Below are 23,228 nucleotides of genomic sequence, written 5' to 3' on the forward strand. Positions count from 1 at the left end.
GCCCCAAATGAGGCGGTGAACTTTACTCGCTTTGTTTATTAATTACGAGCCTAAAAAAAACAGGTGTATCAGACAGATTGCAGGCGGGCGGGGTCAATATGGAACAGCGTGGAGAAGTTTTCCGTCGTGACGCGGGCCAGCTCTTCGATGCTGACGCCCTTCAGTACGGCCATGTACTCCGCCACGTCTCTCGTCATCGCGGGCTGGTTCTCTTTACCGCGATGCGGAACCGGCGCCAGATACGGAGAATCGGTCTCCACCAGGATGCGATCGAGTGGGACATAACGGGCAGCATCACGCAGCTGCTCGGCGTTACGGAACGTCACGATCCCGGAAAACGAGATATAAAACCCCAAATCAAGCAGCTTACCCGCCGTTTCTCTGTCTTCTGTGAAACAGTGTAGTACGCCACCGCAATCCGTCACGTTTTCTTCCCGGAGGATCGCCAGGGTATCCGCTCGCGCATCGCGGGTGTGGACGATAACCGGCTTGTTCAGCTCGCGGCCAATACGAATATGGTTGCGGAAGGACTCCTGCTGGCGCGGTTTGGTTTCCGGCGTATAAAAATAGTCCAGCCCGGTCTCGCCCATTGCCACTACGCCCTCTTCTGCCGCCAGTCGGCGCAGATCCTCAACGTCGTACGCCTCGTCCTGATTCAACGGGTGCACGCCGCAGGAGAACACCACGTTATCGCGAACGCCCACCAGCTCGCGCATGGTGCGATACCCCGGCAGCGTCGTCGCCACCGCAAGGCAGAATTTCACATCGCGGGCAGCGGCTTTTTCCAGCACGTCATCCACGTTTTTATGCAGGGATTGATAATCCAGGCCATCAAGATGGCAGTGTGAGTCGACTAAAAACATAATGTCTCTCTCAGAGATGGGAAACCGGCGGCGTAACGCCGGGTTGCAGGTAGTGTTCAATACGCAGTAACTGGTCGGTCAGTAAAAGCTCGCGATTAAGACCCGTCACGGTTAAAAGCTGTTCACGGCTGTGGCAAACTTCATGAAGCACCGCGCGCAGAATCGCCCCTGAGAGGCGGTTCGCCAGCGTATTGACCAGCGGCCACGCGTCCGGATTGGTCAGCAGCGTTGCCCCCTGCTGGATTTTAAGCGCATCCAACAGCAGGGAGGCCAGCCAGTGCAGACGCTCCACCACCCGATCGCTGTTCAGCGCGGGCAGTAAACTGAGCCAGTCACGGTTATCGAGCGCCGCTTCGACGGCCCGGCAAAGCGTTTCTCGCTCTGACCAGACGTCAGGTTGCAGCAGCGCCAGCGCCGCCGCGGGCGCACCGCTGCTCAGGCGTAACGCGGTCAGCGCGCTTTCTTGTGACGTTGTCACCTCGCGCGCAAGCCAGCTCAGCGCCCACGATTCCTGAGGCACCGCCAGGTGATGAAGACGACAGCGGCTGCGCAACGTCGCCAGCAAGCGTCCCGGGTCACGGCATGAGAGGAAGAACCACGTTTTTACCGGCGGCTCTTCCAGGGTTTTTAGCAGGGCGTTAGCCGCCGCCTCGGTCAGCAGCGTTGCGTCTTTAAGCCAGACCACCTTCGCGCCGCCCAGCCGCGCGTGTTCATACAATTTTTCACTGACTTCACGCACGGCATCAATACCGAGCGCGCTTTTGCCCTTCTCAGGCTCAAGCGTATAGTAGTCAGGATGCGTGCCCGCCTGCATCAGCTGGCAGCCGCGGCATTTGCCACAGCTCTTGTGCCCTTCCGGCTGCTGACACATCAGAAAACGGGCGATGGCGTAAATCAGCGCATCGTCGCCCATTCCCGGCAAGGCCTGAATCAGTAACGCATGATGCCCCCGACCCGCCTGATAGCTGCCGATCAGCTGTTCAAAGTGCGGGCGCAACCATGGATACCATTTCATGCCTGCTGCTCCTGCACCCACTGCGTAACGGTTTGCTGAATGTCACGCGTAACGTCGTCCAGGGATTGCGTTGCGTTGATGGTGCGAATGGAGCTGTCCTGTGCGGCCAGTTCAAGATAGCGCGCGCGGGTGCGGTTAAAGAAATCAAACGACTCCTGTTCAATGCGATCCAGCTCGCCGCGCGCGCGGGCGCGCTTGAGGCCCACTTCCGGGGTCACATCGAGATAGAGCGTCAGGTCGGGGCGAAAATCACCTAATACGGCATTGCGCAGCGTTGCCAGCATGGTCTGGTCAATACCGCGACCTCCGCCCTGATACGCCTGAGTGGACAGATCGTGACGATCGCCAATTACCCACTTGCCGCTGGCCAGGGCAGGCTTAATCACCGTCTCAACCAGCTGAACGCGTGCCGCGTAGAACATCAGCACTTCGGCTTTGTCAGTGATAACCTCGTCGCCGACGGATTTAATATCCAGCACCAGGCTGCGCAGCTTTTCAGCCAGCTGCGTGCCGCCCGGCTCGCGGGTGAATACCATGTCCACCACGCCAAGCGCGTTGAGCGTATCCACCACCACGTTGCGGGCGGTGGTTTTACCCGCCCCTTCGAGTCCCTCAATGACAATGTATTTACTGCGCATTTTTTTCCTTAAGTGCCTTCAGATAGTCCTGAACGGAGCGATTGTGGCTGGCAAGGTTGGTGTTAAAGGTATGCCCCCCTTTTCCATCAGCCACAAAATAGAGATACGGTGTTTTCGCCGGATGCGCGGCGGCGTTGAGCGACGCTTCGCTCGGCGTGGCAATCGGGCCTGGCGGCAGGCCGCTAATCACGTAGGTATTATACGCCGTTGGCGTCTCGAGATCTTTCCTCGAAATCTTTCCGCTGTAGCTCTCGCCCATGCCGTAAATAACGGTAGGGTCGGTTTGCAGACGCATGCCGATGCGCAGACGGTTGATAAATACTGACGCCACGCGATCGCGCTCCGCTGGCACGGCCGTCTCTTTCTCGATGATCGAGGCCATGGTCACGAACTGGTTCCGATCGCTGTAAGGCAATCCTTCCATTCGGCCTTCCCAGGCGGCATCGACGGCGGCGACCATTTTTTTGTGCGCCCGCTTCAGGATCGCCACATCGGTCGTGCCGGCCGTGTACATCCAGGTGTCGGGCCAGAACCAGCCTTCCACCCATTCCGGGTGTTCAAGCTTCAGCGCTTCAGCTACCGTCTGATAGCTGTCGTCTTTTAACGTATGTTTGATATACGGCGCATCGCGCAGCTGTTTGAGGTAATCGCTCAGGCGCATCCCTTCCACAAACCGCAGGGGGAACTGGGCTTCTTTGCCGCTTTCCAGCAGCTGCAGCATCTCTCTGACGGTCATTCCCGGCGTAAAGCGATAGGTCCCGGCCTTGAAATGTGACAGCTCCGGTTCAACGCGCAATAGCCACTGGAATACCCGTGGACGATTAATGATCTTGTCGCCATAAAGCTGTTCCCCAAGCGCCTGACGGCCGGTTCCTGCTTTCAGGGTAAAGATCGTTTCGTCTTTAACCAGGATCTTGCTGTTCGCCAGCTGGCGAACTTTCCATACGCCAGCTCCGCCAGCGACGCCCAGCGCAACGATGAGGATAAGGACAAAGCGCAACATTTTTTTCATGACTATCTGGTTTGCTCACATATCGGGGCTAAAAACTGAAACAGCTCGCGCGAAGACCAGCGTTGGTGGCCATACGCACGGACCGGTACAACAGGCATCAGCGCATTGCAAATGATGACTTCATCCGCGGTCTGTAGGGCGGCTTCTCCTGCGCTAACTTCGACAACGCGAAAGCCAGAGCGTGCCAGCCGATCCAGACAAAACTGACGCATTAATCCATTTACGCCAGCGTGTTCCAGCGACGGCGTAAACACCTCTTCCCCCTGCCGCCAGAATAAATTAGCCGCACAGCATTCCGTAATGAACCCTTCGCTGTCAAGAACCAGCGCCTCATCGGCGTCTGTCTGTTCAAGTTGAGTACGAATGAGCACCTGCTCAAGGCGATTGAGATGCTTAAGCCCGGCCAGCATCGGGTTTCGTCCCAGCCGTATTGGGCTCAGCGTCAGCGTGACGCCGTCCTCTCGCCAGCGAGAGTAGTGCGCGGGATAAGCAGAAACGGAGAGAATACGCGTGGGGTTAAGACACGCTGCGGCGCTGTAACCCCGGCCACCGCTGCCGCGGCTGATGATAACCTTGAGTACGCCGCCAGGCTTGCCGGATGCGAGCTGGCACATTTCCTGGCGCAGTGCGTCCCAGAGCGTAAAGGGGATCATTAGCGTTTCACAGGCATGCTGCAGGCGACGAATGTGCGCCTCAAGCAGGCAGACCTCGCCGTCCAGAATGCGCGCCGTCGTAAAGCAACCATCACCGAACTGTATCGCCCTGTCGCTGGCAGGCAGCGTGTCCTGCTCAAGGCCATTGATTAAAAACATGGTGGCTCCTTATGCGTGGGCGTTTAGTCTGGCAGGATGTCATGCAGCCGACAAGAAGATTAGGCTGAATAAAAAAAGGCCCGGCAAGCGGACCTTTTTAAACGCTATCGGGACGTCAGGATCAGATCTTTTTGAAGATCAGAGAACCGTTGGTGCCGCCGAAGCCGAAGGAGTTACACAGGGTGTACTCCATACCGCTAACCTGACGCGCTTCGTGAGGCACGAAGTCCAGATCGCAACCTTCATCCGGGTTATCCAGGTTGATGGTTGGCGGCACAGCCTGATCGCGCAGCGCAAGGATGGAGTAGATGGACTCTACCGCACCCGCCGCACCCAACAGGTGACCGGTCATGGATTTCGTCGAGCTGACCAGTACGCGGCTGGCAGATTCGCCGAAGATAGACTTAACCGCCTGAGCTTCCGCTTTATCGCCTGCAGGCGTAGAGGTACCGTGCGCGTTCACGTAGCCAATTTGTGCTGGGGTAATACCCGCATCACGAATCGCGTTTTCCATCGCCAGCGCGGCACCCGCGCCGTTCTCAGGAGGAGACGTCATGTGATACGCATCGCTGCTCATACCAAAGCCAACGACTTCAGCATAAATTTTCGCACCGCGTTTTTTCGCGTGTTCGTACTCTTCCAGTACGATCATGCCCGCCCCGTCGCCCAGCACGAAGCCGTCACGGTCTTTATCCCACGGACGGCTCGCCGCCTGCGGATTATCATTACGGGTAGACAGCGCACGCGCCGCACCAAAACCGCCAACACCCAGTGGGGTACTGGCTTTTTCAGCACCGCCCGCAACCATAGCATCTGCATCGCCGTACGCAATAATGCGCGCGGCCTGGCCGATGTTATGTACGCCAGACGTACAGGCGGTCGCGATAGAAATGCTTGGCCCACGCAGGCCGAACATGATGGTCAGGTGACCCGCCACCATGTTAACAATCGTGGACGGAACGAAGAACGGGCTGATCTTACGCGGGCCGCCATTCATCAGAGATGTATGGTTTTCCTCAATCAGGCCAAGACCGCCAATCCCGGAGCCAATAGCGGCGCCGATACGGGTTGCGTTCTCTTCCGTAATCTCAAGGCCAGAATCCTGCATGGCCTGAACGCCAGCGACAATTCCATATTGAATGAAGGCATCCATCTTGCGCTGTTCTTTGCGCGAGATGATCTCTTCACAGTTAAAATCCTTTACTAAGCCAGCAAATTTCGTTGCATAGGCGCTAGTATCGAAATGGTCGATTAGGCTGATGCCGCTCTGACCGGCAAGGAGAGCTTTCCAGGTGGACTCTACGGTATTGCCGACAGGAGACAACATGCCAAGTCCGGTCACAACTACACGACGCTTAGACACGTTTGTCCTCCAGGGAGGGATAAAAAAAGAGATTCGTGGGACTAAAAAAGATAAAACTCAGGCGGTCGAATGACCGCCTGGAGATGTTCACTTACGCCTGGTGACCGTTGATGTAATCAATGGCAGCCTGAACGGTGGTGATCTTCTCAGCTTCTTCGTCCGGAATCTCAGTATCAAACTCTTCTTCCAGAGCCATTACCAGCTCAACGGTGTCAAGAGAATCTGCGCCCAGGTCTTCAACGAAGGAAGCGGAGTTCACAACTTCTTCCTGCTTAACGCCCAGCTGTTCGCCGATAATTTTCTTAACGCGTTCTTCGATAGTGCTCATACTCTTAAATTTCCTATCAAAACTCGCTTTCGCGATGGTTTTCGTAGTGTATAAAATGTTGAAAAATTTGCAACTAAATCCCGGCAGTTCTTACCACGATTTTACGTTATTTTGAGGCCATTCGCCCTAATAACGCAAATATTTTTGATCGTGATTAAACCATGTACATCCCGCCGTTGACGTGGAGGGTCTCACCAGTGATGTAACCCGCTTCGTCAGAGGCTAAAAATGCAACCGCACTGGCGATTTCTTTAGGGTCGCCAAGACGACCCGCCGGAACTGCCGCCAGCGTACCCGCACGCTGATCGTCCGTCAGCGCACGCGTCATGTCCGTTTCAATAAAGCCCGGAGCAACAACGTTTACCGTAATACCGCGGGACGCAACTTCACGCGCCAGCGACTTACTGAAACCGATCAGACCCGCTTTCGCCGCAGCGTAGTTAGCCTGACCAGCATTTCCCATGGTACCAACCACAGAACCGACAGTGATAATACGACCATGACGCTTTTTCATCATAGCGCGCATTACCGCTTTTGACAGACGGAATACAGATGACAGGTTGGTTTCGATGATATCGTTCCACTCGTCGTCTTTCATTCGCATTAACAGGTTATCGCGAGTGATCCCGGCATTGTTTACCAGAATGTCCACTTCGCCAAACTCTGCGCGAATATTTTCCAGAACAGATTCGATAGATGCAGGTTCAGTCACATTCAGTACCAGACCTTTACCGTTCGCACCCAGATAGTCGCTGATGGCCTTAGCGCCATTCTCGCTGGTTGCTGTACCAATCACCTTCGCGCCGCGCGCAACCAGTGTTTCAGCAATTGCACGCCCGATACCGCGGCTTGCGCCAGTGACCAGGGCGATTTTTCCTTCAAAACTCATGGTATTCCTCTTTTATTGCGAGAGTGCCGCTGACATGGCTTCCGGCTCGTTAATCGCCGAGGCAGTCAGGGTGTCAACAATACGTTTTGTCAGGCCGGTGAGGACTTTACCTGGGCCGACTTCATACAGATGCTCAACGCCCTCCGCTGCCATAAACTCAACGGTTTTGGTCCACTGTACCGGGCTGTAGAGCTGGCGAACCAGCGCATCGCGGATCGCTTCCGGCGTGGTTTCGCATTTCACATCGACGTTGTTCACAACGGAAATCGTCGGTGCGTTAAACGTAATTTTTTCGAGCTCAACCGCCAGCTTCTCGGCAGCAGGCTTCATCAGTGCACAGTGGGACGGCACGCTGACCGGCAGCGGCAGCGCACGCTTAGCACCGGCTGCTTTACAGGCCGCACCCGCACGTTCAACCGCTTCTTTATGACCGGCAATAACCACCTGGCCCGGCGAGTTGAAGTTTACCGGAGAGACAACCTGACCTTCAGCAGACTCTTCACACGCTTTTGCAATGGCCGCATCATCCAGACCGATGATGGCTGACATGCCGCCCGTGCCTTCCGGCACCGCTTCCTGCATGAATTTACCGCGCAGCTCCACCAGGCGTACCGCGTCAGCAAACGCGATCACACCGGCACACACCAGCGCAGAGTATTCGCCCAGGCTGTGACCGGCGAGCAGGGCTGGCGCTTTACCGCCCTGCTGCTGCCAGACGCGCCACAGCGCAACGGAGGCGGTCAGCAGCGCGGGCTGCGTCTGCCAGGTTTTGTTCAGTTCTTCGGCCGGCCCCTGCTGGGTCAGCGCCCATAAATCATAACCCAGTGCATCAGAAGCTTCACGGAAAGTCTCTTCAATGACCGGATAGGTTGCTGCCATTTCAGACAACATACCAACGGTCTGAGAGCCCTGGCCCGGGAACACAAAAGCAAATTGCGTCATTTTTTATTCCTTATACTAGAAACGAACCAGCGCGGAACCCCAGGTGAACCCGCCACCGAAGGCTTCAAGCAAGACCAACTGGCCCCGTTTGATTCGTCCATCGCGTACCGCTTCATCAAATGCGCACGGTACCGACGCCGCAGAGGTGTTGCCGTGACGGTCCAGCGTCACCACAACGTTATCCATCGACATGCCCAGCTTTTTCGCGGTCGCACTGATGATACGCAGGTTCGCCTGGTGCGGCACCAGCCAGTCAAGCGCGGAGCGCTCAAGGTTATTCGCTTCCAGCGTTTCATCGACAATGTGCGCAAGCTCAGTCACTGCCACCTTGAACACCTCGTTCCCTGCCATGGTCAGGTAGATTGAGTTGTCCGGATTCACGCGATCGGCGTTAGGGAGCGTCAACAGTTCGCCATAGCTGCCATCAGCATGCAGATGCGTAGAGATGATGCCCGGCTCTTCGGACTGCCCCAGCAGCACCGCGCCCGCACCATCACCAAAAATAATGATCGTTCCACGATCGCCAGGATCGCAGGTGCGCGCAAGCACGTCAGCACCGATCACCAGCGCATATTTAACGGCACCGGATTTCACGTACTGATCGGCAACGCTCAGCGCATAGGTGAAGCCTGCGCACGCGGCAGCGACGTCAAACGCCGGGCAGCCTTTAATACCGAGCATGTTTTGCACCTGGCACGCCGCGCTTGGGAAAGCATGCGTGGCAGACGTCGTGGCAACCACGATCAGGCCAATCTGTTCTTTATCAATGCCCGCCATCTCGATAGCACGCTGTGCGGCTTCGTAACCCATGGTCGACACGGTTTCGTCTGGCGCGGCAATACGACGTTCACGGATACCTGTGCGCGTGACAATCCACTCGTCAGACGTATCTACCATTTTTTCCAGATCGGCGTTGGTACGCACTTGTTTTGGCAGGTAGCTGCCGGTACCTAAAATCTTCGTATACATGTACGCTCAGTCACTTTTAGCTAATACAGATTCCAGGCGAGCGGCAATCCGCTGAGGGACTTGTCGCTGCACCGCCTGCACTGCCTGTTCAATCGCGACAGCAAATGCTCGCTGATTGGCGGCGCCATGACTCTTAATCACGATGCCGCGCAATCCTAACAGACAGGCGCCATTATACTGGTCGGGGTTGAGGTGACTGAATCGCCGCGTCAGGCTTTTTTGTAACCAACGCTTCAATAAAATCAGCCACCAGGCGCTTTTTTTGCCTTCTCCCTGAGATTTCAGCAGAGAAAGAAACATGCGCACGACCCCTTCCATGGTCTTCAACGTGACGTTTCCGGTGAAGCCATCGCACACCAGAACATCCGTTTTCCCCGTCAACAACTCATTGGCTTCGAGATAACCAATATAGTTGATGGAGGGAACCTGTTTGAGCAATTCAGCCGCTTCGCGAATGCTGTCCAGGCCTTTGGTCTCTTCTTCACCAATGTTCAGTAACGCAACACGGGGCGTGTTGATCCCGACCACTTCTTCTGCCAGCACCGCTCCCATCACGGCAAACTGGGCCAGCATAGTACTATCACAGTCGACGTTAGCGCCCAAATCGAGCACTACCGTCTTGCCCTTCTGCTGATGCGGTAATACCGTCACCAGCGCCGGGCGCTCAATACCGTCAATCGGTTTGAGCAGCAATTTCGACAGCCCCATCAGCGCGCCGGTATTCCCCGCGCTAACGCAAGCCTGGGCTCGCCCCTCTTTCACCAGCTCCAGCGCTATCCGCATCGAGCTGCCACGACTGTTGCGAATCGCCTGCGAGGGTCGGGCATCACTGGCAATAACTGACTGCGCAGGAATAATCTGCAGACGTGAACGTTGTTCAAAGTCAGCTTTTGCGAGTAATGGCGTGATTGTGTCGGGATTGCCGACTAAAAGAAGTGTGAGTTGCGAATTAGAATTCAGTGCCTGCAATGCTGCAGGCACTGTCACGGAAGGGCCAAAATCTCCCCCCATGACATCTAACGCCAGGGTTAGACGTGTCAAGGTATCGTCGCAGCCTGGTTCGGTAAATTCCCCGCTTGCACGGGGAAATCCTCACTAAGCCTAATCACGCTTGCGCGTGATTACTTAGTGATAACCTTGCGGCCGCGGTAGAAACCGTCAGCGGTGATGTGGTGACGCAGGTGTTTCTCACCAGAAGTCTTGTCTACAGACAGGCTGGTAACTGCAGTCAGCGCGTCATGGGAACGACGCATGCCACGTTTGGAACGGGTTGGTTTATTCTGTTGTACGGCCATGGACCTTACTCCTCAATTACTTACGCTTTAAGCTGGCTAATACGGCAAATGGGTTTGGTTTTTGCGCTTCATCAGGCAGTTCCCCAAAGACCATGTCCGCCTCGGACACTTCACAGTGTTCAGAATCATGCACCGGAACCACTGGCAAGGTGAGGATGATTTCATCTTCAACCAAAGCCAGAAGATCGATTTCACCGAATTCGTTAACCTCAATCGGCTCATACGCTTCCGGGAGTGCTTCAGCCTGTTCGTCAGAACGAACCGGACTGAAACAATACGTTGTGTGAACATGCTGTACAAACGGTTTCCCGCAACGCTGACACTCGAGCGTTACCGTCACCTTTGCATCACCGGTTAAAACGGCGAGACGCTGGTTGTCGATAGCGAACGACATGGAGCATTCTACATCACTGTCCACACTGACTACGGATTCGGCAATACGCTCGGCCTGATCGGAAGTATAGATACCTTCGTAATCGAGGCGTTTTTGAGCCGTACGAACCGGATCAAGAGTCAGGGGTAATTTTACCTTTTGCATAGGGCGCGCATATTAACTTTGTAACGTCATAGAGTCAAAGAAAAAGGCAACCAGAGCTGCCTTTTGCCAATTATTCGCACACATTGCGGCCTGTAGTTTAAAATGGCTGGCATCGATACGCTATATCTGGTGATAAAAATATGCCAAATCTCGTCCTTGCTTCCACGTCTCCCTACCGCCGAATGCTGCTGGAAAAGCTCGGGATCCCGTTTGAATGCGCCGCGCCAGAGGTGGATGAGACGCCACAGCCGGGTGAATCACCGCGTCATCTGGTGACGCGTCTTGCCAAGGAGAAAGCGCAGTCGCTGGCCGCACGCTACCCTTCGCATTTGATTATAGGCTCCGATCAGGTTTGCGTACTGGACGGCGAAATCACCGGCAAGCCCCATACTGAGGAGAACGCCTGCCAGCAGCTGATGCGCGCGCGCGGTACTATCGTGACCTTCTATACCGGCCTTGCCCTCTATAACTCCGCATCTGGCCATCTGCAAACCGAGTGTGAGCCGTTCGACGTACACTTCCGTCATCTCAGCGAGCAAGAGATTATGGATTACGTGCACCGGGAACGGCCGCTGAACTGCGCGGGGAGCTTTAAAAGTGAAGGATTGGGAATTGCGCTGTTCGACAAGCTGGACGGTCGCGATCCGAATACGCTGGTGGGGTTACCGCTGATTGCACTGTGCCAGATGTTGCGCAGAGAAGAGTGTAATCCGCTGACGGTGTAACTTTGCCCAGCGGCGCTTCGCTTGCATGGGCCTGCGGGTTTCGTAGGCCGGGTAAGCGCAGCGCCACCCGGCAAAAAATCAGCCGCGCAAAACCTTAAGACAGCGTTTCAACTGCTCATCCAGCGGCGCTTCAATACGGATGACCTCCCCCGTATTAGGATGGGTAAACTTCAGCGCTGCCGCATGCAGGAACAGTCGCGACAGGCCCGTCCCTGCCAGCTGCTTATCAAACTCGCGGTCGCCATAGCGGTCATCAAACGCGATGGGGTGCCCTGCAAACTGCGTATGCACGCGGATCTGGTGGGTACGGCCGGTCACCGGGCTGCAGCGCACCAGCGTGGCATACTCATAGCGCTCTTCAACCTTAAAGCGCGTTTCAGACGGTTTCCCTTCCTGGCTCACGCGAACAATACGCTCACCGCTTTGCAGAATGTTCTTCAGCAGCGGCGCCTGAACCACTTTTACATGGGACTGCCACTGGCCGCGCACCAGCGCCAGATAGTCTTTCTGCATTCCTTTCTCACGCAGCTGTTCATGCAGCGAACGCAGCGCGGAACGCTTTTTCGCCACCAGCAGCACGCCGGAGGTGTCGCGGTCCAGGCGGTGAACCAGCTCGAGGAAACGCGCTTCCGGGCGCAGGGCACGCAGCCCTTCGATTACGCCGAAGCTCAGACCGCTACCGCCATGAACGGCCGTTCCTGACGGTTTATTCAGCACCAGAATATGGTCGTCTTCGTAAAGAATGACATCGCTCAGGGCCGCCACTTTCTGTAGCTTCGGTGAAACGGTCTCTTCTTCACGCTCTGCCACGCGCACCGGCGGAATACGCACTTCATCGCCCGCCTCGAGCTTGTACTCGGGCTTCACGCGCTTTTTGTTGACCCGCACCTCGCCCTTACGCAGGATGCGGTAAATCATGCTCTTCGGTACCCCTTTCAGCTGGGTACGCAAAAAGTTGTCGATACGTTGCCCCGCGTCATCTTCGGCGATAGCAACCATTTTTACGGCTGGAGTCTCTGTTTTCATGGTTGGCGATTCTAAATATCGTCAGCCATTAGCGCCACTCATTTTTCTATGCTTATATTTACTTTTATCCGGGCACTCTTCGGTTTCGCGCAATCGATTTGGTGGTTATTAAACCAATCACCACCTTGAAGTGAAAAAACTGTGAGTAACCGGGTGATAATTGGTAAAAGTCATCTTGCTATAACCCGGCGAGCAGTGGAATAATGAAGCCGTTTTCCGTGTTAAATCCTGGTTACGTAAGGATGTCGACGGAATGACCAATTTTGCCTGACCGATCATCCACGCAGCAATGGCGTAAGACGTATTGATCTTTCAGGCAGTTAGCGGGCTGCGGGTTGCAGTACTTCCCGGTATAAGGATTGTTCTCTGGAGAGTTCTACCCAGGCAATTCCCCTGATAATTGCGCTGTGTTTCCGTATGAAATACAGGCAACCGACACTCTGCGCCTCTTAAGCGAGCGACAACCGTGAGGTTGGCGACGTGAACAGACACGAGGCCATCGGTTCATACCCCGGAAAGCGTCACCTTGCCCGCAGCTTTGTCGTCAATGTAAGAATAACGAGTAAGTTACGATGAAAAGAATGTTAATCAACGCAACTCAGCAAGAAGAGTTGCGTGTCGCCCTTGTGGATGGGCAGCGCCTGTACGATCTGGATATCGAAAGTCCTGGACACGAACAGAAAAAAGCGAACATTTACAAAGGTAAAATCACCCGCATTGAACCAAGCCTTGAAGCTGCATTTGTCGATTACGGTGCTGAGCGTCATGGTTTCCTCCCTCTGAAAGAAATCGCCCGCGAATATTTCCCTGCAAACTACAACGCCCATGGCCGCCCAAACATCAAAGATGTTCTGCGTGAAGGTCAGGAAGTTATCGTTCAGATCGATAAAGAAGAGCGTGGCAACAAAGGTGCCGCACTGACTACCTTTATCAGCCTGGCAGGGAGCTATCTGGTACTGATGCCTAACAACCCGCGTGCGGGTGGCATCTCTCGCCGTATCGAAGGTGATGACCGTACCGAGCTGAAAGAAGCGCTGGCAAGCCTTGAGCTGCCTGACGGCATGGGGCTTATCGTGCGTACCGCAGGCGTTGGCAAATCCGCCGAAGCGCTGCAGTGGGACCTGAGCTTCCGTCTGAAGCATTGGGAAGCTATCCAGAAAGCTGCGGAAAGCCGCCCTGCTCCGTTCCTGATCCACCAGGAAAGCAACGTGATCGTGCGTGCCTTCCGTGACTACCTGCGTCAGGATATCGGCGAGATTCTGATCGACAACCCGAAAGTGCTTGAGCTGGCGCGCCAGCACATTGCCGCGCTGGGCCGTCCGGATTTCACCAGCAAAATTAAACTGTACACCGGTGAAATCCCGCTGTTCAGCCACTACCAGATCGAATCCCAGATTGAGTCCGCCTTCCAGCGTGAAGTGCGTCTGCCGTCCGGCGGCTCTATCGTTATCGATTCCACTGAAGCGCTGACCGCTATCGACATCAACTCCGCTCGCGCAACGCGCGGTGGCGATATCGAAGAGACCGCCTTCAACACCAACCTCGAAGCCGCTGATGAAATCGCCCGCCAGCTCCGCCTGCGCGACCTGGGCGGTCTGATTGTTATCGACTTCATCGACATGACCCCGGTTCGTCACCAGCGTGCGGTAGAAAACCGTCTGCGCGAAGCGGTGCGTCAGGACAGGGCGCGTATCCAGATTAGCCATATCTCCCGCTTTGGCCTGCTGGAAATGTCCCGCCAGCGTCTTAGCCCGTCTCTCGGCGAGTCCAGCCATCACGTCTGTCCGCGCTGCTCCGGCACCGGTACCGTACGTGATAACGAATCTCTGTCTCTCTCTATTCTGCGTCTGATTGAAGAAGAAGCGCTGAAGGAAAATACCAAAGAGGTTCACGCGATTGTGCCTGTGCCGATCGCCTCCTACCTGCTGAACGAAAAACGTGCAGCGGTCAGCGCTATTGAAGCGCGTCAGGGCGGCGTTCGCTGCATCATCGTGCCAAACGATCAGATGGAAACCCCGCACTATCACGTGCTGCGCGTCCGCAAAGGTGAAGAGACCTCCACGCTCAGCTACCTGCTGCCGAAGCTGCATGAAGAAGAGATGGCCCTGCCATCCGATGAAGAGCCCGCCGAGCGCAAACTGCCAGAGCAGCCTGCGTTAGCGACCTTCATCATGCCTGAAGCACCGCCGGAAGCGGCCCTGGAAAAACCTGCGGCCAAGCCTGCAGCGCAGAAACCTGAAGCCGCAGTGGCGAAAGCCCAGCCGGCACAGCCGGGTCTGCTGAGCCGCTTCTTTGGCGCGCTGAAGAAGATGTTTTCTGGCGAAGAAGAGGTTCAGCCAGAGCAGCCGAAAGAAGAGCCAAAAGCAGCCAAGCCTGAGCGTCAGCAGGACCGCCGTAAGCGTCAGAACAACCGCCGCGACCGTAATGACCGTAGCGATCGTAATGACCGCAGCGAGCGTCGTGACAACCGTGACAATCGCTCTGAGAATGGCGAAGGCCGTGAGCAGCGCGAAGACAACCGTCGTAACCGTCGCGAGAAACAACAGCAGAATGTTGAAGATCGTGAAATTCGCCAGCAGGCGGGCGATGAGTCTGAGAAGAGCAAACAGCGTGATGACCAGCAGCCGCGCCGTGAACGCAGCCGTCGCCGTAATGACGAGAAGCGTCAGGCACAGCAGGAAGTCAAAAACCTGAACCGCGTAGAGCCTGTTGAACAGCAGGACGGCGAGCAGGAAGAACGCACTCAGGTTATGCCGCGTCGTAAGCAGCGCCAGCTTGCTCAGAAAGTTCGCTTCGCCTCTGAAGTAGCCGAAGAGTCAGCCGTTGTCGCGGTTGAAACCCGCGAGAGCACCACCGGTACACAAGTGGCGAAAGTCGATCTGCCAGCGGTTGTTGATAACAACGTTGAGCAGGATGACAACGGTGAAAACCGTGATAACGCCGGTATGCCGCGCCGTTCACGCCGTTCTCCACGTCATCTGCGCGTCAGCGGCCAGCGCCGTCGTCGCTATCGTGATGAGCGTTACCCAACGCAGTCTCCAATGCCGCTGAACATTGCCTGTGCTTCACCAGAAATGGCCTCCGGTAAAGTCTGGATCCGCTACCCGGTTGCGCGCCCGGAGCAGGTTGTAGAAGAACAGCCTGTAACCGAAGAGGTGATTGCCCCTGTCGCCGCGGTTGAAGAGGTGGTGACAGAAGCGGCAACCGTGGTTGAGCCTCAGGCTGTTGAAACGGAAGCACCTCACGCAGTGGAAGTTGAAACCACTCACCCTGAAGTGATTGCCGCGCCGGTTGAAGCCGCTCCGCAGCTTATCGCTGAAGAAGATGTCGCGGTGGCTGAAGAAGTCGCTGAAGAAGCTGAACCGGTCGCCGCGGTCGAAGACAGCGCTGAAACCGTCGTCGAAACCACTCCTGAAGAAGTCGTTCAGGACGTTGAGATTCAGGTTGAACCGGTTGTTGAAGAAGCAAAAGCGCCGGAAGTGAAGCCTGAGCCGGTTGTTTCTGCGCCAGCCGCTGCCCACGTGGCGACAGCACCGATGACGCGCGCCCCGGCGCCGGATTACGTGCCTGAAGCCCCGCGTCACAGCGACTGGGTACGCCCGGCCTTCAGCTTCGAAGGTAAAGGCGCTGCAGGCGGCCACAGTGCAACGCATCAGGCAACTGCACCGGCGACCCGTCCGCAGTCCGTCGAATAACGACGCTGAAAAGTAAAAAGCCGACCCTCGGGTCGGCTTTTTTATGCCTGCTTCATGGGCGTTCTCATCCCGGTAACCTCCGGCATGACCTGCCGCATCAGCTCCAGAAAACGCCGCAAGCGTGCCGGATAATAGCGGGACCAGGGATAAACCAGGTGAACCGGTAGCGCCGCCGGCTGCCACTCCGGCAGCAAATGTACCAGCCGCCCTTCCCGAAGATCCTCCTGTACCGTCCAGCTGGAGACCACCGCCACGCCAAGGCCGGTGAGCGCCGTATTGCGTGCGACATACAGGCTGTCGGTGCTGAGGCGTGGGGTAATCGCAATCCGCGCGGTGGCGGGCGAGGCATGGTGAAAAAGCTCTACGTGGCGCTGATAGAATGAGCTGATCGCAATCCAGGGAAACTGTTGCAGATCTTCCGGCGTATTCACCGCCGGAAAGCGAGCCAGCAGCGCCGGAGACGCCACCACCGAGCGCGGCACTTCGGCCAGCAGCACGGACACGGTTGCCGGATCGACCTCCATGCCCACCCGAATGGCGCAGTCGAGGTTATCACCCAGGAAATCCGCCGATCGATCGTTGAGCATCCACTCGATCGAAAGCTGCGGATAGCGTTGCAAAAATTCGGTTACAGGTTTCAGCAGCTGATCCTGACCAAACGCGTGCGGTGCCCGCACCCGCAGCACGCCTACAGGCTCGTCTTCCGTCTGCCCTACCTCATCTTCGAGCGCCAGCCAGCTGTCAATCACCCGGCGGGCGTGCTGATAGCAGCGCTCGCCGTCGTCCGTCAGCCGCGTGGTGTGGGTGGTGCGCAACATCAGGCGCACGCCCAGCATGCTCTCGAGCGACTGTAATCGTCTGCTCACCGTGGCCTGGGTTGTGGCCAGCTGACGTGCCGCCGCAGAGAGGGAACCCGCTTCTACAATGCGCACAAACGTCCGCATTAGCTCCACTCTGTCTATACGCTCAGCTCTTTTCATCTTCTTTTCAATTATACGTTCAACGTATAAGCGTTTTACCACCGGGCCCGCTACCGTCGCAAGGCGTCCTGATAAAAAATAGCGCCACACAACGTATGAGGAACATCTGATGAACACAACAAACGCCGCCCATGCCGTGAGCCGCTGGGTCATCTTCATGCTGGCGATCGGGGCTGGCTTCAGCGTGGCATCTATCTATTACGCCCAGCCTCTGCTGCCGCTGATGGGGGCCGATCTGCATCTGAGCATTGAAGGTATGGGCCTGGTGCCAACATTAACTCAGGCAGGCTACGCGCTCGGCATCCTGTTCCTGCTGCCGCTTGGCGATGGCCACGACCGCAGGACGTTAATTCTGATAAAGAGTGCCGCGCTGGCGCTGTTTCTACTCGGCTGTAGCCTCACCGGACAGATCCACTCCCTGCTGCTGGCAAGCCTGCTTATCGGCATGGCCGCCACCATGGCGCAGGATATTGTCCCTGCCGCGGCCATTCTCGCGCCGGAAGGCAAACAGGGGAAAACCGTGGGCACGGTAATGACCGGGCTGCTGATGGGGATCTTGTTATCAAGAACCGTGAGCGGCGTGGTGGGCGAAGCGTTTGGCTGGCGCGTTATGTACAAGCTGGCCGCGGCGAGCATTGCGTTCATCGGCGTGATGATGTGGTTCGTACTCCCCCGCTTTGCTATTCACTCCACGCTGAGCTACCCCGCGCTGATGCGCTCAATGGAACACCTGTGGCGTCGTTATCCGGCGCTGCGCCGGGCGGCGCTGGCTCAGGGTTTCCTGTCGATTGCTTTTAGCGCCTTCTGGTCAACGCTAGCGGTCATGCTGCTGGAACGCTATCACCTTGGCAGTGCCGTCGCGGGAGGTTTTGGGATTGCCGGTGCCGCCGGTGCGCTAGCCGCCCCGCTGGCAGGCGGTTTAGCAGACAGGCTGGGGGCAGGAAAAGTCACGCAGCTTGGTGCCGTACTGGTAACCGTCTCCTTCGCCCTGATGTTCCTGATGCCCGCGCTGAGCGTTCATGGACAGCTGATGCTGATCGCTCTCTCCGCCGTCGGGTTCGACCTGGGCCTGCAGTCGAGCCTGGTCGCCCACCAGAACCTGGTGTACAGCCTTGAACCGCAGGCGCGTGGTCGTCTCAACGCCCTGCTCTTTACGGTGGTCTTTATCGGAATGGCGCTGGGTTCCGCGTTGGGCAGCAATATCTACTCGCTGGCCGGCTGGACGGGCGTGGTCGCGCTGGCGACCGTCTGTGGCGCCATTGCGCTGGCAATCCGTCTGATTGAAAGCGCGCGTGTTGCCTCGGCACCGGCGGAAGCTGCATAAAAAAATGCCCAATCCACACGGATTGGGCAGTAAAACATGCCCAGTTTCAAGACATGCTCTAAGAGGTCAAGATGTTATTTGTTCAGCTGGAACAGAGACATGCCCTGCATATCACTAAACGCTTTATAAGACGCCTGCAGGGCCGCCTGCTGCATGGTGTAAGAGGAAATTGCCGCATTCCAGTCAACGTCCACAAGGTCGCTCATTTGCGAAGTCTGAGAGAGTGACCGGTCGTTACTCAACGTGTTCAGTTTATCCAGTTCGTTAAGCTTGGTACCCAAATCAGCCCGCACGGTTAATACATTATCGAGCGAGTTACGTAGCCCCCGGTTAGCAGCATCAATAGCGGCATTTTCCTGGTCGACCTTTGTTTGATCGTCCCCAACGGGGGTGTTCAACGAGGCGATCGCGTTATCCAGTATTTTGAACAAATTCTTTTCCGGTGTTCCACCACCCGGCTCCGGTGTTGCATTACTGGTAAACGTGGCGAAAACCTCTGTACCCGTGTGGCTGATCTGCATATTTCGCGCAGAATCCACCTGTTGGTTAACCGGGGTAGCACCACCGATATAATTGCCGCTGGTTTGGTCAAAAGCGACATTTTCCGTCTTGTAGCCAGCGAAGATATATCGTCCATTACCGTCAGTGCTGTTGGCGAGGTTCATCAACTGATCGCGGATGCCTTGCAGGTCCGTCGCCAGAGATGCTCGATCGCTGTCACTCAATGTCCCGTTCCTTGCATAGACGACTTTTTCCTGAGCGCTCTGAATGGCCGTTGTAACCTGTGAAAGGACGCTTTCTTCAAGAGATACTTTCTGCGTTGCAAAGGTACGCGCAAGATCGAATTGGCTATTCTGCGCCTGAGCCTGAGACAGAACAATCGCCTGCGACGCCGCAATAGGATCGTCCGACGGACGATTGACGCGCTTACCGGTGGTCATTTGTTCGCCGTAACTCAACCATTTGCTTTGGGAATCGGTGATCCCCCGCATGTTCTGGTCGTACATCATCTGGGTGCTAATACGCATTGTTCACCTCAACCTTAACGAATATTGATAATTGCGTCGAAGAGCGTGCTAGCAGTTTGTAAAACCTGCGCGTTGGCAAGGTAATACTGCTGGTAACGCTGCAAATTGCCATACTCTTCGTCGAGGTTTACCCCTGAGATAGACTGCTGCTGCTTGGTTAACTGCGTTTCCACATTCGCTTTCGTCTGGCTACTCACCTTCAGTGACGCCGTTGAGCTACCGACTGTACTGACAAGAGAGGCATACGCATCGTTGAAGGTTTTATTTCCGCCCACCACTTTCGCGTTTTGCAGGTCAAGCAGTTTTTGGCCGTTACGGTTGTCACTTTCGCCGCCGTTCTGCACCGAGGCCATCGCCAGCTTGGACTCGTCGCTGATCGCCAGATCCATGTTCATGATGACGTCGGAAACGGGCTTCACGGTGAAACTGTCTTTGGTATTTGCCGTGCCGCTTACGTTCACGTTAAGGCCATCAAACGACAGATTTCCACTGGCATCCGGGCTCATCGTAAAGCTGGTTTTGTCCGAAGTACGGGTGATGGTCCAGTCGGTGCCGTTAAACTGCAGCTGATAGTCCGTTGCCTGAACCTTGGTGCTATCCGCTACGGCGGCAGTGACGGTCGCCGTACCGCTATTTTTGCTGTTTGAAAGCACAGCTGGCGAACCAAAATCGAACAGCTTACCGCCCGCGTCGCCATTCGCATCAAATCCCGCTTCATGCTGCGTGTTCATCGCATCGGCAAAGGCCAGCGCCATCTGGTTCAGGGTATTACGCGCCTTATCCAGATCTTCAGAGCGAAACGTCAGTAACCCCCCTAACGAGCCGGTGGTGACCATCTTCTCAGGGATCTCAACATTCCCCGCCACGTCATCGACGTAGGCGATAGTGGTACGGGACGGATCCGCGCTGGACTTCACGGCCGCCAGCTGGTTAGCTTTGCTGCCCTGCACCAGGCTGTAACCGTTGCCGAAAGAGATGTTGTACGTGCCGCCATCCTGAACAGAGACTTCCACACCTACGATTTTGTTCAGCTCGGTAACAAGCTGATCGCGCTGATCGAGCAGATCGTTCGGCGATGCGCCCGCACCGACGCCGGTCAGGCGGGAAATCTGATCGTTCAGATTCGCAATCTGCTTTGCATAGTTGTTGATCTGCGAAACGCTGGCACCGATCGCAGTATTGACCTGCGCATCCTGGTCGCGAAGATACTGATCGTTGGTTTTGAACTGATTGACCAGACCACCCGCTTTACCCAGCACCGTCTGACGTGCAGCCGGGTCTTCGGCGTTGCTCACCAGGGTTTGCAGGCTTTTGAAGAAGTCCTGCAGGGTGGTGGAGAGCGAGTTGGTGGTATCGGACAGCACATCGTCAATTTTTGACATCTGCTGGTAGCGCGTCGTCAGGCCGCTGCTCTGCGTCTGCGCGGCGCGCAGCTGGTTGGTAATGAAGGCGTCATACTCACGCTGGACACCGGAGACATACACCCCGTTACCCACCCAGCCACCGCCGGTCAGCGTGCTGTTAGAAGCGCCCAGCACCGTGGTCTGGCGGGTGTAACCTGCCACGTTATAGCTTGAAATATTATTACTGACGGTATTGAGTGCCGACTGCGCAGCACTGAGGCCACTCATGGCGCTGTTAATCAAACTGGACATGGGGGTTCCTTTTATACGTTCAGACACGAGTCCTGATGAAGGTTATCGGCAACCTCCACCGGGACTTGAGAACTTTCAGAACAGATTTTCAATATCTGTGCTATAGGCTTTGCTGACCTTCTCGCCCATCGATTTCAGCTGCTGGATCATGCTGGTGAGCTTGCGGGCATAGTTCGGGTCAGTCGCGTAGCCCGCGTTTTGCAGCGCCTGAGCACCCTGCTCCGCCGTCGCCGCCTGGGTCACGGCGGTATAGCGCGGATTTCGGCTCAGCAGGCCAACGTAATCGGACAAGGCTTCCAGATAGGAGCTGTAGACGCGGAATTTGGCTTTCACCTTCACCGCCGCGCCGTTCTCGTATTCGGTGGTGGTGATCTCCGTTGTCGGCCCCTTCCAGCTGGAGGTAGCCTTCACGCCGAAGATGTTGAAGCTCGGCTCGCCGTTTTGCTTGCGGATCTGGCGCTGCCCCCAGCCCGACTCCAGCGCGGCCTGGGCCAGAATCAGGTGATGCGGCACGCCGCTCTGTTCGCTGGCAAGGCGCGCAGGCAGAGAGAGCTGCGCCAGGAAGTCTTTGCTGTCACCCGAGAGCGGCTCATCGCCGCTGCCCGTGGCTTTCGGCATCGCTTTACGCACCAGTTGCGTCAGGGCCTGGTTCTGATAACTGGTCACCGTTTCCAGGTCGAACTTCATCGGCACCTGCTGCGGCTGCTCCTGAGGCTGAATGCCCTGCGCGGCTTCGGTCTGTTTGACAATCATGTCAGCCAGGCCGAGGCCTTTACCGGCGGTCATCTGCTGCGCAATCTGCTGATCGTACATGCTGGTGTACAGACGCGTTGAATCACTGCTGAACATCCCGTCCTTCGGCAGGGTTTCACGCATGCTTTTCAGCATCATCTGTACAAACATCCCTTCAACCTGGCGGGCGACCGGGCGGATGTTTGCCGCCGGGTCTTTTCCTGCTTTGGTTTTCAGTTCGTTCAGCGACTGGGCGTCCCAGGCGGCACTGGTCAACAGTTTGCTATCGGTCAACATTAGATGATTTCCAGTTTCGCGCGCAGGCAGCCGGCGCTTTGCATGGATTGCAGGATGGACATCAGGTCCATCGGCGTTGCGCCCAGGGCGTTCAGGGCACGCACCACGCTGTTCAGGTTGGCGCTGGAGCGCACGCTCTGCAGTGACCCGCCGCTCTGGCGCAGATCGATCTGCGTTTGTGGCGTCACCACCGTCTGTCCTCCACCAAATGGCGTATTCGGCTGGCTCACGTTCGCGGAGCGGTTTACCGTCACGGAGAGGTTCCCCTGCGCCACGGCGCAGCTGTCGAGCGACACTTCCCGGTTCATCACCACCGAGCCGGTACGGGAGTTGATGATCACCTTCGCATCCTGAACCGGAACGTTCACTTCCATATTCTGGATATCCGCCAGCATGCGCACCTGGTTGCTGCTGCCGGTGGAGGTGCGGATCTGCACGGTGCGCGCATCGAGCGCCGTGGCATTACCGTAGCCGCGGCTGCGGTTGATGGTATCGGCAATCTGCTGCGCCATCGTGAAGTCTTCATTATTGAGCTGAAGGTTGATGGTATTGCCCGTACCAAACTGGGTCGGCAGCTCGCGCTCAATGATCGCCCCGTTGGTAATACGTCCGCCGTTGAGCTGGTTCACCTGCACGCTGCTTCCGCCTGCGGATGCTCCCGCACCGCCGACCAGAATGTTCCCCTGCGCCAGGGCATAGACCTGGCTGTCGACGCCCTTCAGCGGGGTCATCAGCAGCGTACCGCCGCGCAGGCTTTTGGCGTTACCCATGGAGGAGACCACCACGTCAATGGTCTGCCCCTGACGCGCAAACGCCGGATAGGACGCGGTAACCATCACCGCGGCCACGTTTTTCAGCTGCATGTTGGTTCCCGCCGGCACGGTAATGCCGAGCTGGGAAAGCATGTTGTTCAGGCTTTGGGTGGTGAACGGCGTCTGGGTGGTTTGGTCACCCGTACCGTCCAGCCCCACCACCAGGCCATAGCCAATCAGGGAGTTTTCACGCACGCCCTGAACGCTGGTGAGATCGCGAATACGGTCAGCCTGGGCAAACGTTGCCACCAGCGCGAGCGCCACGGCGAAGATCGATTTAAACATGGGTC

The 23,228-nt window shown here is 56.5% G+C and carries 22 protein-coding genes; 3 read left to right on the forward strand and 19 right to left on the reverse strand.

What is annotated here, in order from left to right; translation table 11 throughout:
• Positions 1-68 precede the first annotated feature (68 nt).
• The 13 genes from ACJBF3_RS09540 to yceD form a co-directional block, all read right to left on the reverse strand.
• Positions 69-863, reverse strand: a complete 795-nt coding sequence (locus ACJBF3_RS09540) for a metal-dependent hydrolase (RefSeq protein ID WP_045326972.1) — start codon at positions 861-863, stop codon at positions 69-71.
• 10 nt (positions 864-873) lie between these two features.
• Positions 874-1,878 (reverse strand): DNA polymerase III subunit delta', encoded by a 1,005-nt coding sequence (holB, locus tag ACJBF3_RS09545; RefSeq protein WP_045326971.1) that lies wholly within the window; start codon positions 1,876-1,878, stop codon positions 874-876.
• Positions 1,875-2,516 (reverse strand): dTMP kinase, encoded by a 642-nt coding sequence (tmk, locus tag ACJBF3_RS09550; RefSeq protein ID WP_047716234.1) that lies wholly within the window; start codon positions 2,514-2,516, stop codon positions 1,875-1,877. The genes holB and tmk overlap by 4 nt, the downstream gene beginning before the upstream one ends.
• Positions 2,506-3,528 carry a cell division protein YceG gene (yceG, locus tag ACJBF3_RS09555; protein WP_045326969.1) on the reverse strand — a complete coding sequence of 341 codons (1,023 nt, stop codon included), beginning with the start codon at positions 3,526-3,528 and terminating at the stop codon, positions 2,506-2,508. The genes tmk and yceG overlap by 11 nt, the downstream gene beginning before the upstream one ends.
• 2 nt (positions 3,529-3,530) lie before the next feature.
• Positions 3,531-4,340 (reverse strand): aminodeoxychorismate lyase, encoded by an 810-nt coding sequence (gene pabC, locus ACJBF3_RS09560; protein ID WP_045326968.1) that lies wholly within the window; start codon positions 4,338-4,340, stop codon positions 3,531-3,533.
• A 121-nt stretch (positions 4,341-4,461) separates the two neighbouring features.
• A complete protein-coding gene (gene fabF / locus ACJBF3_RS09565; RefSeq protein WP_032639670.1) occupies positions 4,462-5,703 on the reverse strand; it encodes a beta-ketoacyl-ACP synthase II in 1,242 nt (413 codons plus the stop codon).
• A 91-nt stretch (positions 5,704-5,794) separates the two neighbouring features.
• Positions 5,795-6,031, reverse strand: coding sequence for an acyl carrier protein (acpP, locus tag ACJBF3_RS09570; protein WP_003857954.1), 237 nt, complete (start codon positions 6,029-6,031; stop codon positions 5,795-5,797).
• A 154-nt stretch (positions 6,032-6,185) separates the two neighbouring features.
• A complete protein-coding gene (gene fabG, locus ACJBF3_RS09575; protein ID WP_045326967.1) occupies positions 6,186-6,920 on the reverse strand; it encodes a 3-oxoacyl-ACP reductase FabG in 735 nt (244 codons plus the stop codon).
• A 12-nt stretch (positions 6,921-6,932) separates the two neighbouring features.
• Entirely contained in the window at positions 6,933-7,862 is a 930-nt protein-coding gene (gene fabD, locus ACJBF3_RS09580) for an ACP S-malonyltransferase (RefSeq protein WP_045326966.1), read from the reverse strand.
• A gap of 15 nt (positions 7,863-7,877) precedes the next feature.
• A complete protein-coding gene (locus ACJBF3_RS09585) occupies positions 7,878-8,831 on the reverse strand; it encodes a beta-ketoacyl-ACP synthase III (protein ID WP_045326965.1) in 954 nt (317 codons plus the stop codon).
• 6 nt (positions 8,832-8,837) lie between these two features.
• A complete protein-coding gene (gene plsX, locus ACJBF3_RS09590; protein ID WP_059517976.1) occupies positions 8,838-9,872 on the reverse strand; it encodes a phosphate acyltransferase PlsX in 1,035 nt (344 codons plus the stop codon).
• Between the two features lie 80 nt (positions 9,873-9,952).
• Positions 9,953-10,126, reverse strand: coding sequence for a 50S ribosomal protein L32 (rpmF, locus tag ACJBF3_RS09595; protein ID WP_003857964.1), 174 nt, complete (start codon positions 10,124-10,126; stop codon positions 9,953-9,955).
• Between the two features lie 16 nt (positions 10,127-10,142).
• Positions 10,143-10,664 carry a 23S rRNA accumulation protein YceD gene (gene yceD, locus ACJBF3_RS09600; protein ID WP_014883375.1) on the reverse strand — a complete coding sequence of 174 codons (522 nt, stop codon included), beginning with the start codon at positions 10,662-10,664 and terminating at the stop codon, positions 10,143-10,145.
• 140 nt (positions 10,665-10,804) lie between these two features.
• Here yceD and ACJBF3_RS09605 point away from each other — a divergent pair, with 140 nt between their 5' ends.
• Positions 10,805-11,389 carry a nucleoside triphosphate pyrophosphatase gene (locus ACJBF3_RS09605; RefSeq protein ID WP_045326963.1) on the forward strand — a complete coding sequence of 195 codons (585 nt, stop codon included), beginning with the start codon at positions 10,805-10,807 and terminating at the stop codon, positions 11,387-11,389.
• Positions 11,390-11,467: 78 nt separating this feature from the next.
• On the opposite strand, the gene rluC is transcribed toward ACJBF3_RS09605, so the two are convergent.
• Positions 11,468-12,415 (reverse strand): 23S rRNA pseudouridine(955/2504/2580) synthase RluC, encoded by a 948-nt coding sequence (gene rluC, locus ACJBF3_RS09610; RefSeq protein ID WP_045326962.1) that lies wholly within the window; start codon positions 12,413-12,415, stop codon positions 11,468-11,470.
• A gap of 572 nt (positions 12,416-12,987) precedes the next feature.
• Between rluC and rne the strand changes: the two genes are divergently transcribed.
• Entirely contained in the window at positions 12,988-16,110 is a 3,123-nt protein-coding gene (gene rne / locus ACJBF3_RS09615; RefSeq protein WP_045326961.1) for a ribonuclease E, read from the forward strand.
• A 41-nt stretch (positions 16,111-16,151) separates the two neighbouring features.
• Here the strand turns inward: rne and ACJBF3_RS09620 are convergent, their stop codons facing one another.
• On the reverse strand, positions 16,152-17,054 hold the full coding sequence (locus tag ACJBF3_RS09620; RefSeq protein ID WP_072265734.1) for a LysR family transcriptional regulator: 903 nt from the start codon (positions 17,052-17,054) through the stop codon (positions 16,152-16,154).
• Between the two features lie 145 nt (positions 17,055-17,199).
• Here ACJBF3_RS09620 and ACJBF3_RS09625 point away from each other — a divergent pair, with 145 nt between their 5' ends.
• A complete protein-coding gene (locus ACJBF3_RS09625; protein ID WP_045326960.1) occupies positions 17,200-18,414 on the forward strand; it encodes an MFS transporter in 1,215 nt (404 codons plus the stop codon).
• Positions 18,415-18,488: 74 nt separating this feature from the next.
• Here the strand turns inward: ACJBF3_RS09625 and flgL are convergent, their stop codons facing one another.
• The 4 genes from flgL to ACJBF3_RS09645 all read right to left on the reverse strand — a co-directional run bounded on the left by flgL (position 18,489) and on the right by ACJBF3_RS09645 (position 23,223).
• Positions 18,489-19,442: a flagellar hook-associated protein FlgL gene (flgL, locus tag ACJBF3_RS09630; RefSeq protein WP_045326959.1), complete on the reverse strand. Its 954-nt coding sequence runs from the start codon at positions 19,440-19,442 to the stop codon at positions 18,489-18,491.
• A gap of 14 nt (positions 19,443-19,456) precedes the next feature.
• Positions 19,457-21,097, reverse strand: coding sequence for a flagellar hook-associated protein FlgK (gene flgK / locus ACJBF3_RS09635; protein ID WP_045326958.1), 1,641 nt, complete (start codon positions 21,095-21,097; stop codon positions 19,457-19,459).
• 75 nt (positions 21,098-21,172) lie between these two features.
• Positions 21,173-22,126, reverse strand: a complete 954-nt coding sequence (flgJ, locus tag ACJBF3_RS09640; RefSeq protein WP_045326957.1) for a flagellar assembly peptidoglycan hydrolase FlgJ — start codon at positions 22,124-22,126, stop codon at positions 21,173-21,175.
• Positions 22,126-23,223 (reverse strand): flagellar basal body P-ring protein FlgI, encoded by a 1,098-nt coding sequence (locus ACJBF3_RS09645; protein WP_032639652.1) that lies wholly within the window; start codon positions 23,221-23,223, stop codon positions 22,126-22,128. Before ACJBF3_RS09645 ends, flgJ begins: the two co-directional genes overlap by 1 nt.
• Positions 23,224-23,228 lie beyond the last annotated feature (5 nt).

This window comes from Enterobacter sp. PP-008-ECC_S150 (assembly GCF_045257065.1).
GTDB lineage: Bacteria > Pseudomonadota > Gammaproteobacteria > Enterobacterales > Enterobacteriaceae > Enterobacter > Enterobacter chengduensis.

What these genes read in the sequence shown, in the direction of transcription:
- yceD (WP_014883375.1), bottom strand. Translation starts at nt 10,664, where the DNA reads ATGCAAAAGGTAAAATTACCCCTGACTCTTGATCCGGTTCGTACGGCT.
- ACJBF3_RS09540 (WP_045326972.1), bottom strand. Translation starts at nt 863, where the DNA reads ATGTTTTTAGTCGACTCACACTGCCATCTTGATGGCCTGGATTATCAA.
- pabC (WP_045326968.1), bottom strand. Translation starts at nt 4,340, where the DNA reads ATGTTTTTAATCAATGGCCTTGAGCAGGACACGCTGCCTGCCAGCGAC.
- flgJ (WP_045326957.1), bottom strand. Translation starts at nt 22,126, where the DNA reads ATGTTGACCGATAGCAAACTGTTGACCAGTGCCGCCTGGGACGCCCAG.
- acpP (WP_003857954.1), bottom strand. Translation starts at nt 6,031, where the DNA reads ATGAGCACTATCGAAGAACGCGTTAAGAAAATTATCGGCGAACAGCTG.
- fabG (WP_045326967.1), bottom strand. Translation starts at nt 6,920, where the DNA reads ATGAGTTTTGAAGGAAAAATCGCCCTGGTCACTGGCGCAAGCCGCGGT.
- flgK (WP_045326958.1), bottom strand. Translation starts at nt 21,097, where the DNA reads ATGTCCAGTTTGATTAACAGCGCCATGAGTGGCCTCAGTGCTGCGCAG.
- flgL (WP_045326959.1), bottom strand. Translation starts at nt 19,442, where the DNA reads ATGCGTATTAGCACCCAGATGATGTACGACCAGAACATGCGGGGGATC.
- ACJBF3_RS09605 (WP_045326963.1), top strand. Translation starts at nt 10,805, where the DNA reads ATGCCAAATCTCGTCCTTGCTTCCACGTCTCCCTACCGCCGAATGCTG.
- fabD (WP_045326966.1), bottom strand. Translation starts at nt 7,862, where the DNA reads ATGACGCAATTTGCTTTTGTGTTCCCGGGCCAGGGCTCTCAGACCGTT.
- tmk (WP_047716234.1), bottom strand. Translation starts at nt 2,516, where the DNA reads ATGCGCAGTAAATACATTGTCATTGAGGGACTCGAAGGGGCGGGTAAA.
- ACJBF3_RS09585 (WP_045326965.1), bottom strand. Translation starts at nt 8,831, where the DNA reads ATGTATACGAAGATTTTAGGTACCGGCAGCTACCTGCCAAAACAAGTG.
- ACJBF3_RS09645 (WP_032639652.1), bottom strand. Translation starts at nt 23,223, where the DNA reads ATGTTTAAATCGATCTTCGCCGTGGCGCTCGCGCTGGTGGCAACGTTT.
- ACJBF3_RS09625 (WP_045326960.1), top strand. Translation starts at nt 17,200, where the DNA reads ATGAACACAACAAACGCCGCCCATGCCGTGAGCCGCTGGGTCATCTTC.
- rne (WP_045326961.1), top strand. Translation starts at nt 12,988, where the DNA reads ATGAAAAGAATGTTAATCAACGCAACTCAGCAAGAAGAGTTGCGTGTC.
- yceG (WP_045326969.1), bottom strand. Translation starts at nt 3,528, where the DNA reads ATGAAAAAAATGTTGCGCTTTGTCCTTATCCTCATCGTTGCGCTGGGC.
- ACJBF3_RS09620 (WP_072265734.1), bottom strand. Translation starts at nt 17,054, where the DNA reads ATGCGGACGTTTGTGCGCATTGTAGAAGCGGGTTCCCTCTCTGCGGCG.
- rluC (WP_045326962.1), bottom strand. Translation starts at nt 12,415, where the DNA reads ATGAAAACAGAGACTCCAGCCGTAAAAATGGTTGCTATCGCCGAAGAT.
- rpmF (WP_003857964.1), bottom strand. Translation starts at nt 10,126, where the DNA reads ATGGCCGTACAACAGAATAAACCAACCCGTTCCAAACGTGGCATGCGT.
- holB (WP_045326971.1), bottom strand. Translation starts at nt 1,878, where the DNA reads ATGAAATGGTATCCATGGTTGCGCCCGCACTTTGAACAGCTGATCGGC.